Source organism: Pricia antarctica, assembly GCF_900101815.1.
In the GTDB taxonomy this organism is placed as follows: Bacteria; Bacteroidota; Bacteroidia; order Flavobacteriales; family Flavobacteriaceae; genus Pricia; species Pricia antarctica.
In genome coordinates this window covers 536630-553236 of the sequence record NZ_FNAO01000001.1, presented here as the reverse complement: position 1 = coordinate 553236, position 16607 = coordinate 536630, and the positions used below count along the sequence as shown (strand labels likewise).

Annotated in this window: 15 protein-coding genes and 1 pseudogene; 9 read left to right on the top strand and 7 right to left on the bottom strand. The window is 45.2% G+C overall.

Going from position 1 to position 16607, the window contains the following annotated elements; genetic code table 11:
• Positions 1-61 precede the first annotated feature (61 nt).
• Entirely contained in the window at positions 62-493 is a 432-nt protein-coding gene (locus BLT07_RS02315) for a hypothetical protein (RefSeq protein ID WP_091865288.1), read from the bottom strand.
• 317 nt (positions 494-810) lie between these two features.
• Positions 811-1818: a recombinase RecA gene (gene recA, locus BLT07_RS02310; protein ID WP_091865626.1), complete on the bottom strand. Its 1008-nt coding sequence runs from the start codon at positions 1816-1818 to the stop codon at positions 811-813.
• A gap of 258 nt (positions 1819-2076) precedes the next feature.
• On the opposite strand from recA, the gene trhO reads away from it, so the two are divergent.
• From trhO to BLT07_RS02280, 6 genes are all read left to right on the top strand, one after another.
• Positions 2077-3108, top strand: a complete 1032-nt coding sequence (gene trhO / locus BLT07_RS02305) for an oxygen-dependent tRNA uridine(34) hydroxylase TrhO (RefSeq protein WP_091865286.1) — start codon at positions 2077-2079, stop codon at positions 3106-3108.
• Between the two features lie 300 nt (positions 3109-3408).
• Positions 3409-4638, top strand: coding sequence for a PSP1 domain-containing protein (locus BLT07_RS02300; RefSeq protein WP_091865284.1), 1230 nt, complete (start codon positions 3409-3411; stop codon positions 4636-4638).
• On the top strand, positions 4631-5116 hold the full coding sequence (locus tag BLT07_RS02295) for a gliding motility lipoprotein GldH (RefSeq protein ID WP_091865282.1): 486 nt from the start codon (positions 4631-4633) through the stop codon (positions 5114-5116). The genes BLT07_RS02300 and BLT07_RS02295 overlap by 8 nt, the downstream gene beginning before the upstream one ends.
• Before the next feature lie 76 nt (positions 5117-5192).
• Positions 5193-7535, top strand: coding sequence for a penicillin-binding protein 1A (locus BLT07_RS02290; RefSeq protein ID WP_091865280.1), 2343 nt, complete (start codon positions 5193-5195; stop codon positions 7533-7535).
• A gap of 146 nt (positions 7536-7681) precedes the next feature.
• Positions 7682-8383: a CoA transferase subunit A gene (locus BLT07_RS02285; RefSeq protein ID WP_091865278.1), complete on the top strand. Its 702-nt coding sequence runs from the start codon at positions 7682-7684 to the stop codon at positions 8381-8383.
• 78 nt (positions 8384-8461) lie between these two features.
• Positions 8462-9115: a CoA transferase subunit B gene (locus tag BLT07_RS02280; RefSeq protein ID WP_091865276.1), complete on the top strand. Its 654-nt coding sequence runs from the start codon at positions 8462-8464 to the stop codon at positions 9113-9115.
• A gap of 365 nt (positions 9116-9480) precedes the next feature.
• On the opposite strand, the gene BLT07_RS02275 is transcribed toward BLT07_RS02280, so the two are convergent.
• Positions 9481-9924: a BLUF domain-containing protein gene (locus BLT07_RS02275; RefSeq protein WP_139205090.1), complete on the bottom strand. Its 444-nt coding sequence runs from the start codon at positions 9922-9924 to the stop codon at positions 9481-9483.
• 212 nt (positions 9925-10136) lie between these two features.
• The gene (locus BLT07_RS02270; RefSeq protein WP_091865272.1) at positions 10137-11297 is read right to left on the bottom strand and encodes a methionine aminotransferase; all 1161 of its coding nucleotides are present in this window, start codon (positions 11295-11297) and stop codon (positions 10137-10139) included.
• 196 nt (positions 11298-11493) lie between these two features.
• Here BLT07_RS02270 and BLT07_RS02265 point away from each other — a divergent pair, with 196 nt between their 5' ends.
• The 3 genes and pseudogenes from BLT07_RS02265 to BLT07_RS02255 all read left to right on the top strand — a co-directional run bounded on the left by BLT07_RS02265 (position 11494) and on the right by BLT07_RS02255 (position 13602).
• Positions 11494-12477 carry a ThuA domain-containing protein gene (locus tag BLT07_RS02265; protein ID WP_091865271.1) on the top strand — a complete coding sequence of 328 codons (984 nt, stop codon included), beginning with the start codon at positions 11494-11496 and terminating at the stop codon, positions 12475-12477.
• 180 nt (positions 12478-12657) lie between these two features.
• Positions 12658-13044: pseudogene (locus BLT07_RS02260) on the top strand (DUF2721 domain-containing protein).
• Between the two features lie 48 nt (positions 13045-13092).
• Positions 13093-13602 carry an acyl-CoA thioesterase gene (locus tag BLT07_RS02255; protein WP_091865269.1) on the top strand — a complete coding sequence of 170 codons (510 nt, stop codon included), beginning with the start codon at positions 13093-13095 and terminating at the stop codon, positions 13600-13602.
• 7 nt (positions 13603-13609) lie between these two features.
• On the opposite strand, the gene BLT07_RS02250 is transcribed toward BLT07_RS02255, so the two are convergent.
• The 3 genes from BLT07_RS02250 to BLT07_RS02240 are packed head-to-tail and all read right to left on the bottom strand — an operon-like array spanning position 13610 to position 16594.
• Complete coding sequence (locus BLT07_RS02250; RefSeq protein ID WP_317040736.1) at positions 13610-14842, bottom strand: murein hydrolase activator EnvC family protein; 1233 nt, start codon at positions 14840-14842, stop codon at positions 13610-13612.
• Positions 14829-15629, bottom strand: a complete 801-nt coding sequence (locus tag BLT07_RS02245) for a lipoprotein insertase outer membrane protein LolB1 (RefSeq protein WP_245726423.1) — start codon at positions 15627-15629, stop codon at positions 14829-14831. The genes BLT07_RS02250 and BLT07_RS02245 overlap by 14 nt, the downstream gene beginning before the upstream one ends.
• A gap of 14 nt (positions 15630-15643) precedes the next feature.
• Positions 15644-16594: a tetratricopeptide repeat protein gene (locus tag BLT07_RS02240; RefSeq protein ID WP_091865265.1), complete on the bottom strand. Its 951-nt coding sequence runs from the start codon at positions 16592-16594 to the stop codon at positions 15644-15646.
• Positions 16595-16607 lie beyond the last annotated feature (13 nt).

The window sequence follows — 16607 nt, the reverse complement described above, 5'->3', positions numbered from 1 at the left end:
CCAAATATAATACCAATTTACTTTTGAAATAGTATAGGAAGTATGACCGTTCTGCGGGCTACTAATTGTGTTTTACGGGTACTTCGATTTCCAAGAATTCGGCCTCGCCATTTTCATCGTCACCGGTGTAAAATTTAAATACGTACGGGTTCGAATAAATGACCTCGAATTGGAAAGAATCTTGAATTGAATCGTTTACTACAGCGCAATCCGCCTGATCGAGAACGATTCCGATGGCCGCAACGGTCCTTATATTCGTAGAATCGGTAAAATCGCGACTCACATCGAAGGTTTCAGAATACGTGCATTCATTTGGTCGCAGCATTTTCACATCAATTTTATAGACCTTACCTAACTCAAAGGTATCGGGCAAATTAGCGCTCACCGTTTTTAACGTGGCATACTTAAAATTCGTCTGGTCGTCATCAAGGCTGCAAGACACGGATATTACGGCCACTATACCGGCACATAACAATACATATAATCGTTTCATACTATTACTTCTTTTTCTACTAGATGAAAGCAATTAGAAAAGGTTGCGTTGGAAAGTGGACTATTTTCGCTCAAGGCTTTTCGCAGGCCGCTTAACGCAAAAAAGCACAACGCTTTACAGTAGCGTTGTGCCTTATTTTGAATTTGGCATAGAAACTAAGTTTTTTTAAAACGTACGTTTCCGGCTATTTGTTGCAAACGACCGATAACCAAGTTTAGGTTCTCTAAAGGGTATCGTTTTTAATCTTGAACTTTTGAACGGAGACGAAGTAGCAATGAACCTAAACTGCTTACTGCGACTGCCAACTGCTATTGAAATCAGTCCTTCAATGCCCCGATGGCATCCCGAATCTTCCCGTCCAGTTCATCCATGAGCTCGGGGTTGTCCAACAAAAGTGCTTTAACGGCATCCCTACCTTGGCCAAGTTTGGTATCGCCGTAGCTAAACCAAGAGCCGCTCTTTTTGACAATTTCGTATTCGACACCGAGATCGATGATCTCACCGACCTTTGAGATGCCCTGGCCGTACATGATATCGAATTCTGTCGTCCTGAAAGGGGGTGCCACTTTGTTCTTAACTACTTTTACGCGTGTCTTATTTCCTTTTACGTTACCATCGGTATCTTTAATTTGTGTAGAACGACGGATATCCAAACGTACGGAGCAGTAGAATTTCAGTGCATTACCACCGGTTGTTGTTTCGGGATTACCGAACATCACCCCGATTTTTTCCCGCAATTGGTTGATAAATATGACGGTACATTTGGTTTTACTGATCGACCCGGTGAGCTTACGCAAAGCTTGGGACATCAAACGCGCATGCAAGCCCATTTTCGAATCGCCCATTTCACCTTCAATTTCGGCTTTCGGGGTAAGGGCTGCCACAGAATCGATGACCACGATATCGATAGCCCCGGAACGGATCAGATTATCGGCGATTTCCAAGGCTTGCTCCCCGTTGTCGGGCTGTGAAATAATAAGGTTGTCGATATCAACACCCAAGTTCTGGGCATAAAAACGGTCAAAAGCATGTTCCGCATCGATAAAAGCTGCGATACCACCCGCTTTTTGGGCCTCGGCCATGGCATGCAAGGTCAAGGTCGTTTTACCGGAAGATTCCGGACCGTATATCTCAATGACACGACCACGGGGATAACCGCCGACCCCAAGTGCAATATCAAGCCCGAGAGAACCTGAGGGAATAGCCTCTACATCTTCTACTACACTATCGCCCATTTTCATCACCGCGCCTTTGCCGTAGGTCTTATCGAGCTTGTCAAGGGTCAGTTTCAGGGCTTTTAATTTTGCTTCTTTTTCGGAACTCATCTCTTTGGATTTGGACATTAATAATTGGGATTTTAAATGCGATAAGGGTACTTTTTCGAGGGTTGCTAATTTACTATTTCTTTTGCATTTATTCCCCTTTGGGATGGAAATTCTATCCGGCATTTCGTTCAAAGTGGGGATAGTCCGGTCGTACTGCACATCCTCTCTGCCTCGAATCTATATCCTATCCAGATCTAATCCCAATAATCCCTATCTTTGCATCCTCATTAATTTTTGAACTTAAAATATTCGTATAGCATGCAACTGTACAATACCTTAAGTGCGAAAGAAAGGGCAACGCTTATCGAAGAAGCGGGGCAGGAACGCCTGACCATCTCTTTCTACCAGTACGCACATATCGGCAATCCCGAATTATTTCGTGACCATCTTTTTATCCAGTGGAATGCACTTGACGTGCTCGGACGTATCTATGTCGCCCATGAGGGCATCAACGCCCAACTATCTGTACCTGCTGAAAATTTCGAGGCTTTTAAAAATCATTTGGATAGCATATCTTTTCTGGAAAATGTGCGCCTGAACATCGCCATCGAGCAAGACAATCTTTCCTTTTTGAAATTGAAGGTGAAAGTGCGCCATAAAATCGTAGCTGACGGACTCAACGATGCCACTTTTGATGTCACGGACAAAGGCATCCATGTGAATGCCGAAGTTTTCAATGCCCTTATCGAGGATCCCAATACGGTCTTGGTCGATATGCGCAACCACTACGAGAGCGAAATCGGGCATTTCAAGAATGCCCTCACCCCAGATGTAGATACTTTTCGGGATTCTTTGGATAGTATCGAAAGGGATTTGGCGGATCATAAAGCGGATAAAAAACTGGTCATGTACTGTACCGGGGGTATCCGCTGCGAAAAGGCCAGCGCCTATTACAAACACAAGGGCTTTAAACAGGTGTATCAGTTGGAGGGCGGTATCATCGACTACGCCCGGCAAGTAGAAAACAGGAAGCTGGAAAATAAGTTCCTAGGAAAAAATTTCGTTTTCGACCACCGTCGCGGCGAACGGATTACCGATGATGTTATCGCCCACTGCCACCAATGCGGAAAACCCTGCGATACCCATGTCAACTGTGCCAATGAGGCTTGTCATCTTTTGTTCATTCAATGCGAGGCTTGCGGTGAACAAATGGATAGTTGTTGTTCGGAGGCTTGCAAAGACGTCCATAACTTGCCCTACGAGGAACAGAAAAAACTGCGGAAGGGCAAGGCGGCCAGTAACAAGATTTTTAAGAAAGGAAGGTCCGATGTGCTGAAATTTAAAAGGTAAAAACACCGGAATTCCCGTTCGTTCACCGGTGTTACCATTCGAAGCTTCCCCTTAGAAACGGAGTGTACATCGTCTCGAATTCGTTGGTTTTTTCAAGATTTAAAGTCCCGTTCTTGGCAGATTCAAGCTGATCTAGTTGTAGTCCCATGGCTCAAGGTATTACGACATATTGCATCCAGGACAAGACATGGGCCTAACCTTTTACAAATCCCATCAAAAATTCATTACCTTTACATTAGAGTAATTTACGAACCTAATCGTGAAAGACCGAACGGTATTTTCACGACCAAGATATAACATATGAGCTGTAGCAGTTGTTCGACCGGTAAGGACGGACAACCCAAGGGCTGCAAGAACAACGGAACTTGTGGTACCGATGGTTGTAATAAATTAACGGTTTTTGATTGGCTTTCGAACATGTCGCTCCCCAACGGTACCAAGCCGTTCGACTGTGTTGAAGTCCGTTTTAAGAATAGTAGAAAAGAATTTTTCAGAAATACCGAAAACCTTTCCCTTTCCATTGGTGATATTGTGGCCACCGAGGCGCAATCCGGTCATGATGTGGGAATGGTCACCCTAGTGGGCGAACTGGTCAAGGTGCAGATGAAGCGCAAAAAAGTCGATTTTAAGAGCGATGAGGTGCCCAAAGTGTACCGTAAAGCGTCACAGGGCGATATCGACAAGTGGCAAAAATGCCGTGATCGCGAAGAAGAGATCAAAAAACGGGCCCGGGAAATCGCTATCATCCTCGACTTACAGATGAAAATTTCCGACGTGGAGTTTCAAGGCGACGGTTCGAAAGCCACTTTTTACTATACGGCTGAAGAGCGCGTAGATTTTAGGCAGCTGATCAAAGATATGGCCAAGGCTTTTGGCATCCGTATCGAGATGCGGCAGATCGGCTATAGGCAAGAGGCCCAGCGTTTGGGGGGTATCGGATCTTGTGGACGGGAACTGTGCTGCTCCACTTGGTTGACCGATTTTAGGTCGGTATCCACTTCGGCGGCGCGGTACCAGCAATTGTCATTAAATCCCCAGAAATTGGCAGGGCAATGCGGAAAGCTTAAATGCTGCCTGAATTACGAACTGGATACGTATTTGGAGGCTTTAAAGGATTTTCCATCCACGGACACCAGACTCTACACCGAAAAAGGACTCGCATTCTGCCAAAAAACGGACATTTTTAAGGGGATACTATGGTTCTCATACAAAGAGGATGCCTCAAATTGGCACGAACTGACCAAAGAGCAAGTAAGGGAAATTTTGGAAAAGAACAAAAAGAAGGAAAAAGTTGCAAGTCTAGAGGAATATACCGTCGATAATTCCGTTAAAGAAGAAAAGGTGTTCGAGAATGTGGTCGGCCAAGATAGCCTAACCCGTTTCGACCGCCCCAAAAAATCTAAAAACCGGAACCGAAAAAGAAACAAAGGCAAAAATCAATCGGGAAATCAAGGACGGAGCACCAATAAGGAAAAAAATACCAAAGGTAAATCGAACAACAACAAAAGAAGACGGCCCAAAAATGCGTAGCGCCCTATTAATTTTGACTATTTCTGCAGTATTGTTTTCCTGTAATACGGAACTGGTAAAATCCGAATTTCGTGCCACTAATGGTGGCGCATGGAACAAAGACAATACGATCGAATTTAACTTTTCCGAAATAGATACGGTTCAAAGGCATAATATGTTCATTAACATACGTAATGATGCCACTTTTCCCTATAGTAATCTATTTCTAATCGCAGAATTGGAATTCCCCACCGGGGAGACCGTTAAAGATACCCTTCAGTATGAAATGGCATTGCCCGATGGCACATGGTTGGGAAAGGGCTTTGGAAGTATCAAGGAGAATAAGCTTTGGTACAAAGAGAACATCGTTTTCCCCACTTCGGGCGTATATACAATACGGATATCGCAAGCTATGCGCAAGAACGGTAGCGTAAATGGTGTCGCCAATTTAGAAGGTATAACGGATGTCGGCTTTGAGATCGATAAAAGTTCGGAGTAGGTGGTGCTACTTTTACATTGGAGTTTACATTTTTAGTAATCAGTAATCAGTAATCAGTAATCAGTAATTCTTCCGTATGGCAAAGGCTGCTAAAAAGAAAAAGATCACAGGTTTTTTTATATTTATTAAGTGGTTCTGGATACTGTTTTCCGCGGGTATCCTATCGGTAGTACTGCTATTTTTATTAGCTTCTTGGGGAGTATTCGGGGCGATGCCACAATACGAATACCTTGAGAATCCGCAGACCAATCTGGCGACCGAAATTATTTCCTCGGATGGAAAGACCTTGGGAAAATTCTATCTCGACGATAACCGTACGCCCATCCCTTTCGATAGTCTTCCCGACAATTTGGTCAATGCCCTGATCGCTACCGAGGATGCCCGATTTTACGAGCATTCGGGCATCGATGCTTTCGGCGTTTTGCGGGCGGTAGCCTATTTGGGCACCAAGGGCGGTGCAAGTACGATAACACAGCAATTGGCACGTCAACTTTTTGTAGGAGTGCGTTCGAAGAATAAATTCGAGACCCTACAGCAAAAGGCAATGGAATGGGTACTTGCCACACGTTTGGAGAGACAGTACACTAAAGAGGAAATCATAGCCATGTACCTCAACCAATACGATTTTCTCTACAATGCGGACGGCATCCGTTCGGCGGCGAAAATTTATTTTGGAAAGGAACCTCAAGAGCTGAAGACCGAAGAATCGGCGGTCTTGATTGGGATGCTCAAAAACTCATCCTATTACAATCCCATCCGAAGAAAAGAACTGGTCGTCAATCGTAGAAACACGGTGTTGGCGCAAATGGCAAAGTACGATTATATCACCGAGCAGGAAAAAGATTCTTTGCAGGCCTTAAAAATGGCCATCCGCTTTAATCCGGAATCACATAAAGAAGGTCTGGCCACCTATTTCAGGATGTACTTGCAGGGCTTTATGAACCGATGGATTGCTAAAAACCCTAAACCGGCCTTGGAGGGCCAACGGAATCGCTGGAATCTTTTTCTAGATGGATTGAAAATCTACACGACCATAGATTCCCGTATGCAAGCCAATGCGGAAGCGGCCGTTCAAAAACACATGACGAATCTACAAGCGGAATTTTTCCATCAGAATACGCCCGACCGGAACCCGACCGCCCCCTTTTTGGATATGGAAAAACCTGAAATAGATCGCATCATGGAAAGGGCCATGAAAACTTCCCCCCGGTGGCGTGTAATGAAGGCCGCAGGAAAATCGGAAAAGGAAATCCGCGAATCTTTCACCGAAAAAACGGAAATGAGGGTCTTTGATTGGACCAGCGACGCCAAGGAAAAAGACACCATCATGACCCCGATGGATTCCATTCGCTATTATAAAACTTTTTTACGGGCTGCCATGATGTCCATGGAACCCCAGACCGGCCATGTAAAAGCTTGGGTGGGTGGTATCGATTACCGTCACTTTCAATATGACAACGTGATACAAGGATCGATGCAGGTAGGCTCTACGTTCAAACCTTTCGTATATGCCGCTGCGATTGACCAGCTACGTTTGTCGCCCTGCGATAAATTTCCGGATACCCAGTACTGTATTGAGGCCGGCAAACATGGTAATCCCGAACCATGGTGCCCCAAGAATTCTGATGGACGCTATTCAGGGAGAGAATATACCCTAAAAGATGCTTTGGCCAACTCGGTCAATACCGTAACTGCGCAACTGATTGATAGGGTAGGTCCGGGATCGGTGGTTTCAATGGTTAGAAACTTGGGTTTGACCCGACCGATTCCCGAAGTACCCTCCATAGCCCTGGGTACGCCCACTTTTAACGTCTATGAGATGGTGGGCGCCTATGGTGCCTTCGCCAACCAAGGAGTTTATGTGAAGCCGGTCATGGTGACCCGTATCGAAGACAAGAACGGTACGGTGCTTTACGAGTACGTGCCGGAAACCAACGATGTATTGAGCAAAGAGGTGGCCTATACCATGTTGAATTTAATGGAGGGCGTAACCGAAAGCGGTTCGGGTGCCCGACTAAGGCATTCATCCCAAAAGGACGTAACCGTATATAAAGAGATTGTAACCGGATATCCCTACGAATTCACCAACCCAATCGCCGGAAAAACCGGTACCACCCAAAACCAAAGTGACGGCTGGTTTATGGGCATAGTGCCGAATTTAGTTACAGGTGTATGGGTAGGCGGGGAAGACAAGCCGATCCATTTTGATAGGACGCTATACGGACAGGGTGCGGCAATGGCCTTGCCTATTTGGGGCCTATATATGAAGGCAAACTATAAAAATAAGGATTTGGGTATTTCCGATAAAGAATTTACGAAGCCGGAAGATATGACCATCAATCTCGATTGTGACAAACAGGTCGATGAAGAACCCAAGGATACCGATGTAGAAGAGGATCTCGACGATTTGGATTTCTGATCGGCCCCAATGAACTCATCATAGGTCCGTTTAAACGATGGTTACTATAAGCCCTTTGCTTTATCAAATAAGCAAAAGGCTTTTTTTATTTAAAATGCGTAAATTTAGATGATAGTATAACTCGGAACCCATCAATTTAAACGATTATGATCAAAAAGACAGTAGACAGCGTTCAAAAGGCTCTGGAAGGAGTGAAGGACGGAATGACCTTTATGCTCGGTGGTTTTGGCCTGTGCGGTATTCCCGAGAATGCCATTGCCGAACTGGTGCGTTTGAATATTAAGGATATTACCTGTATCTCGAACAACGCCGGGGTCGATGATTTCGGGTTGGGCCAGCTGCTACAAAAACATCAGATAAAGAAAATGATTGCATCCTACGTGGGCGAAAACAAGGAATTCGAGCGGCAGATGCTCAGCGGTGAAATGGAAGTCGAGCTGACTCCCCAAGGCACATTGGCCCAGAAATGTCAGGCCGCCCAAGGCGGATTCCCTGCGTTCTACACCCCTGCCGGTTATGGCACCGAGGTTGCCGAGGGCAAAGAGACTCGTGAATTTAACGGCAAGATGTATGTTTTGGAAGAAGCTTTCAAGGCCGATTTCTCGTTCGTAAAGGCTTGGAAAGGCGACGAGGCCGGAAATCTTATTTTTAAAGGGACGGCACGGAATTTTAATCCCTGTATGTGTGGGTCCGCAAATATCACGGTAGCGGAGGTCGAAGAGTTGGTGCCTGCCGGGGAACTGGATCCGAATCAAATTCATATTCCGGGAATTTTCGTGCAGCGTATTTTTCAGGGGAGGGATTATGAGAAACGGATCGAGCAGAGAACGGTTCGTGAAAGAAAATAGTGTAACGGCCAAGCCGAACTGGCAGCGGCCGCAATACAGGGCAAAGCATAAAAGAACGTTAGAATTAAATCGAAAGGGATGTTGGATAAGAACGGAATTGCAAAAAGAATCGCAAAAGAAGTAAAAGACGGCTACTACGTTAATCTCGGCATCGGCATACCTACTTTGGTCGCCAATTTCGTCCGCGACGATATCGATGTGGAATTCCAAAGCGAAAACGGGATATTGGGCATGGGACCTTTTCCTTTCGAAGGCGAGGAAGATGCCGACCTCATAAATGCTGGGAAACAGACCATTACTGCACTGCCGGGGGCATCGTTCTTTGATTCCGCTACCAGTTTTGCCATGATACGGGGGCGCCATGTCGACCTGACTATCCTAGGCGCCATGGAAGTATCCGAAAATGGCGATATCGCCAACTGGAAAATCCCCGGAAAAATGGTCAAAGGAATGGGCGGTGCCATGGATCTTGTGGCATCCGCGTCAACTATTATCGTAGCCATGATGCATACTAATCGTGCGGGCGAATCGAAACTCCTGAAGAGATGTGCCCTACCCCTTACAGGTGTTGGCTGCGTTACGAAAATAGTCACGAATCTCGCAGTTATTGAAGTTACGGAGCGAGGTTTTCTGCTCAAAGAAAGAGCCCCCGGTGTTTCGGTAGAAGAGATTCAAAAAGTCACGGAGGGCAAGTTGGTTTTCGAAGGCAAAGTTCCCGAGATGGAGGTTTGAAAATGGCGGTTTTTCATCGATGAAATCAGCACTTCCTATTTTTCACAACAGTTTAGTAGCCCTTCACAACAATAGTTTTATTTTATCCCGGTTCGATCGTACATTTACAGTGTAATTAATTGAAAGTCCAACCCCAAATCGGACCTTGAACTAAACCTATAAAGCTATGGAAGTCCAAATGAACCATCCACAAGAAGAGATTCAAGTGTACAAGAACGATTTCATCAGTGGAATCGTCATGTTGACCAAAAAGTTATTTATGCTTTAACCTACTTACTATTGATTCCCCAAAAAAATGCGGCTTTCCCCAAAGGCCGCTTTTTTTGTGCCCTATACGCTAATTGCCTCAGGCTTTTCGAAATCCTTCATTTGAATTTCTCCACTGCTTGTGTGGCCAATAAAGTTTTGACCACGACCCAAAATTTCTTTGTGGCAGGGTTTAAATAGGTATAGGCATCGCTGTTTTCAAAATAGGAACTTACCAGAAGTTTGAGATATTCCAAACGAGAATTTGGCCCCTTAAAATTTTCATAGGCCATGGTCCAGGTTTCGAATTCCCTATGATTGATATGTCCGCTTATAAGTACATCGACCTCGCTATGTCTCCAATCCTGTTTGATGTTCTCGAATAGCGTTTCGATATCCCGTTTGCTACCTTCGATATACTGAACGAATTCGTTATTGTAAGACAATAGACACCCAGTAATGTCATTTGCACGATTGAATTTTTTTGCCTGTTCTAATAAACTTAGTATTTCAGTCTGTCCTATTGCAGGATTTTGAATCGATCTGTAGACCAAACAAAACATAAGATGGTTGTTTTCCCCCAAGATACTAAATATTTTTATTACCGTTTTTAGAGAATGCACTTACGGTTCTGCAAAAACTACTAGTAGACATTGAATAACTTCATATTTTTTGGAGACCAATACAATTTTCCACAAAGATTCTAGACCATTGGTAAATTTTTATGAGAGTTTGCACCCAATCAGCTTATGATGGCCGGTCTCTTATAGAAGGTTCACGAAATAGCCCTCAAAATTGCTGTCGCCTGCTCTAACGTCTCCCGTTTTTTTGCGAAACAGAAGCGCAACACCTTATCATCGCGATTATCAACGTTGAAGGAAGATATGGGGATACTCGCCAACTTATGGTTAAGAATCAAGCGTTCGGCGAGATCTTCATCCGCTTCTTGGGTAATCGGCGTATAGTCCAACAATTGAAAATAGGTGCCTTGAGACGGGGTGAACCTAAATTTGGAATCTCTCAATCCTTCTAAAAAAAAATCCCGTTTTTGCTGGTAGAAAGCGTTCAGACCTAAATAACGTTCTTCATCCTTAAGATATTCGGCCAAAGCTCGCTGTACGGGATGGTCGACACAGAACACGGCGAACTGATGTACTTGGCGGAATTCGTGCATCAGCGCTGCAGGTGCTGCACAATAACCTACCTTCCATCCGGTCACATGAAAGGTTTTTCCGAATGAGGCGCAGACAAAACTTCGGGAGGAGAGGTCGTCGAAGCGGGATGCACTTTGGTGTTCCTTCCCATCGAAAACGATATGTTCGTATACCTCGTCGCTGATCAGGATGATATTCGTAGGCCTGAGAATCTCTTGTAATTGCAGCATATCGTCTTTTGAAAAAATTCGTCCGCTGGGGTTGTGGGGCGTGTTGATGACGACCATTCGTGTCTTGCTAGTAATCTTAGCTTTAAAGGCCTCCCAATCCACTTGATATCCGTTGGCATTCAACTGTAATGGAACGGGAATTCCGCCATTGATTTTTATGGCCGGTTCATAACAATCATAGGCAGGTTTTAATACGATGACCTCATCGCCCGGATGCACGAAAGCCGTGATGGCGGTATATATGGCCTGAGTTGCCCCGACCGTTACAGTGATTTCCTTTTCCGGATGATACTTTTTTCTGTGGATTTTTTCGATTTTTTGCGCAATAATTTCCCGAAGTCCGTAATAGCCTTGCATGGGGGCGTACTGGTTATGGCCTTCATACATGGCGTTGGCAACCAAATCCATCAGTGTTTTATCCGCATCAAAATTCGGAAAGCCTTGTGACAGATCAATGGCATGGTGTTTCCGGGCCAAATTGCCGACGGTCGTGAAAATAGTGGTTTTGACGTTCGGAAGCTTTGAAGGACTATTTTTTAGGGATAGGGACATAGAAAAGGTTTTTTTAGGGATTTGATGTATGGGACAATTAGATGATTGCTTTGAGCCGATAGCCATCCATACTTTTGCTTAGAGCACAAAGCGAATGGCGCTTACTAGATTTCTAAAACTACAAAATTAAAGGTTAGCCGGGTGCAACAAATTCCCAAACAATCCCTTATATTTAGCTACTCTAAAAATAGAATTTATGCAGAAGTTCAAATTTATCCCATTGATATTGATTTCCCTGATAGGCTACGGATCCACTTTTTCACAATCCCCAAAAAGCACGGTCAAAATAAAGGCGCTTATCCTAGATGGCCAGAATAACCACGACCAATGGCCTAAGTTGACCTATATTCTAAAACATGAGATGGAAGCAACGGGGATGTTTTCTGTGGATGTGGTCCGTTCTAAATATACTTGGAAGGGTGATGAATTTTTGGAGGAATTCGCCATTGAAGGCATGCCCAAGACCCAAGCTTTGGCAGAACCGAAACCAGATCCCGATTTTAGTCCCGATTTCTCCAAATACGATGTGGTTATCAATAACTTTGGATGGAATGCTGCCCCGTGGCCTGAAAAGACCCAAAAGAAACTTGAAAAATACATGAAAAAGGGGGGTGGACTAGTGGTGTTTCACGCCGCCGATAACTGCTTTCCGAAATGGGAGGCTTACAATCAGATGATCGGTCTGGGCGGATGGGGAGACCGTACCGAAAAGGATGGCCCACATGTGTATTACAACGACGCCGGAGAGTTGATTCGCGACGCTTCTCCCGGAAATGCCGGTGCACACGGCCCACAAAGTGAATACCGGATTCAGGTCAGAAACGCACAACATCCAATAACAAAGGGTATGCCGTCAACCTGGATGCACACCAAAGACGAACTTTACAACAGCCTGCGCGGTCCCGCCGAAAACATGGAAATCCTCGCCACAGCCTACTCCGAACCGGATAATAAAGGAACGGGCTATCACGAACCGGCATTAATGACCTTAACTTACGGCAAGGGCCGGATTTTCCACAACATCATGGGCCATGCGGACTATTCCGTCATGGGCGTTGGCTTCTTGACTGCGATGCTTAGGGGAGCGGAATGGGCGGCAACGGGAAAAGTGACCCAAGATATTCCCGATGATTTTCCGACGGCGGACCGTTCAAGTTCTCGCAAATTTGAGAAGAAGTGATTGTTTGTCATTGACCTTGCTTGATTACCCTATTCGATTTAAGACCTGGCCCCAAACAGGCGTTAAGTCGTATGGTTTCAAATTACCAAGAGCAACCGCACTAGTCTATATTTCGAATTCTTGTCTTACATTTTGTATCCTTTGGTCCAAGGTCGGTTTAGGTTTTCTAAATGAAATATTATGGAATTATCCCTAAGTATACCGGCCCTTCTTTTTCCGGCTATTTCGTTGACCATGTTGGCGTATAATGCTAGATATTTGGCGATTGCGGCCCTGATCCGACAATTGCACCAAAAATATCAGGAAACGGAATCAAAATCGATCGGTCTTCAAGTGAAACAACTTAGCAAACGCCTGACCCTAATTAAGAACATGCAGGCCACGGCAATTTTCAGCTTTTTGCTGGCAGTGATAACGATGTCATTGATCTATGTGGAATTGCGGTTTTGAGCCAATCTCATCTTTGGTATCAGCCTTTTTGCGCTGATGGTGTCCCTGATTCTTTCGCTCATCGAAGTACAACTTTCTACCAAAGCGCTTTCCATTCAGTTGAAGGATATGGAATAACCCATCCACTTTTTTCGGAAGGCCGTATCTTTGGCGAAAATATAAAGTATGCAGCCCAAACATCCCAGCGAATCCCGCACTATAATGACTGATATGGTGCTTCCTAGTGAGACCAACCCCTTGAACAATCTTTTCGGCGGCGAACTTTTGGCCCGTATGGACCGTGCCGCCAGTATTGCAGCTCGCCGCCATAGCCGCCGCATTACGGTAACCGCATCGGTAAACCATGTGGCCTTTAACCAATCGGTGCCCGTGGGGAGTGTAGTGACCGTTGACGCAGCAGTGTCCCGAGCGTTCCGGACTTCCATGGAGGTGTATATCGATGTTTGGATGGAAGACCGATTTAGCGGCGAACGCTCAAAGGCCAACGAAGCCATTTATACTTTTGTGGCCGTCGACGAAATGGGAAGGCCTACCGAAGTGCCGCCGTTGGCGCCTGAAACCGGACTGGAAAAGGAACGCTATGATGGTGCCCTACGCAGAAAGCAATTAAGCTTGGTACTCGCCGGCAAAATGAAGCCCGATGAAGCTACGGAGCTGAAGGCATTGTTTACCTAACTCCTTTTCACAACTGATACACCCACTCCTCCGGGTTCAGCTTTGAGGTATTCTGGTGCAGGTAGAATTTCAGACGGGTCTGGCCATTAGACCGATTGGTATAAATATCTCCCAATATGGTTTTGGCATCGACGCGGTCTCCCTTTTTAACGTAAATAGTACTCAGGTTGTAGTAGGTGCTTATAAAGTTTCCGTGCTTAAGTTGCACGGCTTTATTACCCCCAGGAATGGACAGGATCGCGATAACCTCGCCCCTAAAAATGGCCCTGGCCTTGGCACCGGCATCCGTGGTGATGACTACACCGTTACTCTCATGCTTGATTCCGGGATAAATGGCATCGGCGTAAACCCCATAACCTTGGCTCTTGAATCCCTTTTCTACCGGCCAGATCAATCGGCCTTTGTTGGCGGTAAAGCTATTGGCTACGATGGCGGCTTCTGGAGTCAACAAGAATTTACTGGGATCGGAATTGTCTTTCCCGGAGGCCGCATTCTCGGCGGCGATGGCCTCTTTAATCAGTTTTTCGATCTGCTGATCGATTTCCTTGGTCTCGCGTTGCTTGTCGCGAATGGCCGATGCATATTTGGTTTCGTCTTTACGGATAGAGCCCAATAACGATTGTTGGGAATTTCTTTCTTGCTCCATCTCCCGTTTCGCGCTTCGGTTTTCCGCTATCAAGCGTTCCTTCTGTTTTCGCTGTTCGCTAAGGTCAATGTTCAATTTGGTCAGGGTGTCGGTCTTGATTACGATTTCCTCGCCCTGCTGCCTTCGGAAGTCCGTGTATTGCTTAATGTATTGCAGTCGTTTAAAGGCCTGAAAAAAGTTTTCGGAAGATAGTAGGAACATCAGTTTGCTCTGCTGAATCTTGCTCTGATAGCCCTTTTGTATCATTAGCGCGTAATCTTCCTTGAGTTTGGCTAATGCCGCCCTTAGTTCTGATATGGCGTTGACGTTGGTATTGATTTTTCGGTCCAGTAGGTTCGATTGCTCGTTGGTCACATCGATCAGTCGCTGGCGTACGTCAATCTTTTGATTAAGTGCCTCCATTTGTTCCAGTACGTTGCCGCGTTTTTCCTTTTGATCGAACAATAGCAAGTTAATTTGTTCGATTTCCTTTTGTAGCTGTTCGCGCTTCGCCTCCAAAACTTCCTGCTCATCGACCTGGGAGAAGACGGCGTGGCATCCAAAAGAAAAAAATACATATAAAAAGACGATAACATTCGCTCTACAACGCATCATCCTTCAATTTGATTTCGTCAAAACCATTCGGTATTTCATACGGAAAACTGAGCGGCCGGTCGAACTCGATGTTTCGGTATTCTATGTCGATTATACTCCGTTTGTCTTTCTCTATGGCGGCGACTGCTATCTTCTGCGGGAGCACCCATTTATTTATTTTTTGATAATCGGTATAATTAATCTGTAGCAATCTTTTTTTTAGGGGTTGGGACAATTGTTGCGAGGCCATCCTATAATTTTTGGGCTCGATCTCAAAGAGCACCTTGAACAGCTCCAAAGCCTTTTTGGGCTTCAATTGGTAGTTGACGCCAGTGATGGAGGCGTCGTATTTGGCAGCTTTCAAATCGAGTAACGCTTCCCCCAACAATAGGTTCTGCACCTGTTCGAAATCAAGTTCTATCCCCACGAATTTGCTGAGGTAGGCAAAATCTCCATTAAAATATTCTTTTTGCAGTTTGTTGTAGAAGGTTACCCTGCCAGGGGTGATGTAGGCTTTTACCACACCGAAGGGCGCACTGATCCAAATGGCTTTATCCTTTTCCATACGCAGGCTTACCGCTACACCTTGCGAATCTTCGCCATCGGAATAATCGATACGCATTTTGCCACTCAGCGTCTTAAAATCAAGGGCATTATCGTAATGTGTGCGTATAATGGCTTTGGCGGATAGATTTTCATCGAGTGTGCCATCGGTAACCACCTTTTTTGATTTACAGGAAAACGCCAGCATCGCAAACGCAATAATGGCGATATATCTGGGGAATGATCTGAAAATTATATGCATCATGTATGTATCGGACTTTAAAATCCAGGTTTTATCTTACGAAGATACGTATTTGCCTTTACAGCATTGTTGAGGGCGGTGTAGGCATCTGCCAATTGCTGAAAAATTTTGTTCTCTAGGGATGTGTCGTCGATCAAATAATCGAGTGCGGCTTCGAGAGTTTCAACGGCCTCTTGATGTTTGCCCGTTTTGTTCAGCGCGTAGCCTTGGGCGAAATAGAAATAAGGTTGTGATGGATAGCTTTCCAAAGCCTCTTCGGAGAGCTGTTGCAAGAGGGGAAGACTATCAGCTTGTATTAAACCTTCCATTCGGAATTTATAATCTTCCACGGGATTTGACGCTATATTTGGTTTTTCAAGGGCGAGGGTAGTGCTTGTCGGGCGCGCCTCGCGTTTTTCAATGGAATCGTTGATTTTTGCAGTAAGGGTGGCAGCAAATTTGCTTTGTATTGCCTTGTTAATAATACGTAACGCAATTTCATAATTTCCTTTCTCGAAATAAACGGAAGCTGCGTTCTCGCTGAACTCGGGTTGGTCGAATGGAAGCTCCGCCGTCATAGTTTCGGTGGATTTTCCCTGTTTCTGCAGAATCGCTATTAAGGTATCGACATACCACAGGTTTTCAGGTTCCGCTTTCACGGCAGTCAGCGCATATTCCTCGGCCAGCGGATATTGTTTGGTTTCATAATAGACCTTAGCCAGCTCGTGGTCGATTACCGGATTCGTGGCATCAAGCTGTTTGCATTTTAAAAAAGAGTTGATAGCTTTGTCGTAGTTCTCGATACCTTTTTGCTTGAGTGCTTCGAAAAAATTTTCCTGAAAATCATCGGAATAGGCCTCTAGAAAGACTTCTGCGCTGTTTTCGACGTCAGGGTCGGGGTCGGGATCCGGGTTTTCTTGGGCACGGCTTTGGATTGGGATTAGTAGAAATCCCAGTAAGCCTATTAGTGTGAAAAGTGCTTTATACATGTTGTGAACTTCA

Coding starts and splice junctions, on each gene's coding strand:
- BLT07_RS02315 (WP_091865288.1), bottom strand. CDS start 493: ATGAAACGATTATATGTATTGTTATGTGCCGGTATAGTGGCCGTAATA.
- recA (WP_091865626.1), bottom strand. CDS start 1,818: ATGAGTTCCGAAAAAGAAGCAAAATTAAAAGCCCTGAAACTGACCCTT.
- trhO (WP_091865286.1), top strand. CDS start 2,077: ATGCAACTGTACAATACCTTAAGTGCGAAAGAAAGGGCAACGCTTATC.
- BLT07_RS02300 (WP_091865284.1), top strand. CDS start 3,409: ATGAGCTGTAGCAGTTGTTCGACCGGTAAGGACGGACAACCCAAGGGC.
- BLT07_RS02295 (WP_091865282.1), top strand. CDS start 4,631: ATGCGTAGCGCCCTATTAATTTTGACTATTTCTGCAGTATTGTTTTCC.
- BLT07_RS02290 (WP_091865280.1), top strand. CDS start 5,193: ATGGCAAAGGCTGCTAAAAAGAAAAAGATCACAGGTTTTTTTATATTT.
- BLT07_RS02285 (WP_091865278.1), top strand. CDS start 7,682: ATGATCAAAAAGACAGTAGACAGCGTTCAAAAGGCTCTGGAAGGAGTG.
- BLT07_RS02280 (WP_091865276.1), top strand. CDS start 8,462: ATGTTGGATAAGAACGGAATTGCAAAAAGAATCGCAAAAGAAGTAAAA.
- BLT07_RS02275 (WP_139205090.1), bottom strand. CDS start 9,924: ATGTTTTGTTTGGTCTACAGATCGATTCAAAATCCTGCAATAGGACAG.
- BLT07_RS02270 (WP_091865272.1), bottom strand. CDS start 11,297: ATGTCCCTATCCCTAAAAAATAGTCCTTCAAAGCTTCCGAACGTCAAA.
- BLT07_RS02265 (WP_091865271.1), top strand. CDS start 11,494: ATGCAGAAGTTCAAATTTATCCCATTGATATTGATTTCCCTGATAGGC.
- BLT07_RS02255 (WP_091865269.1), top strand. CDS start 13,093: ATGCAGCCCAAACATCCCAGCGAATCCCGCACTATAATGACTGATATG.
- BLT07_RS02250 (WP_317040736.1), bottom strand. CDS start 14,842: ATGATGCGTTGTAGAGCGAATGTTATCGTCTTTTTATATGTATTTTTT.
- BLT07_RS02245 (WP_245726423.1), bottom strand. CDS start 15,629: ATGATGCATATAATTTTCAGATCATTCCCCAGATATATCGCCATTATT.
- BLT07_RS02240 (WP_091865265.1), bottom strand. CDS start 16,594: ATGTATAAAGCACTTTTCACACTAATAGGCTTACTGGGATTTCTACTA.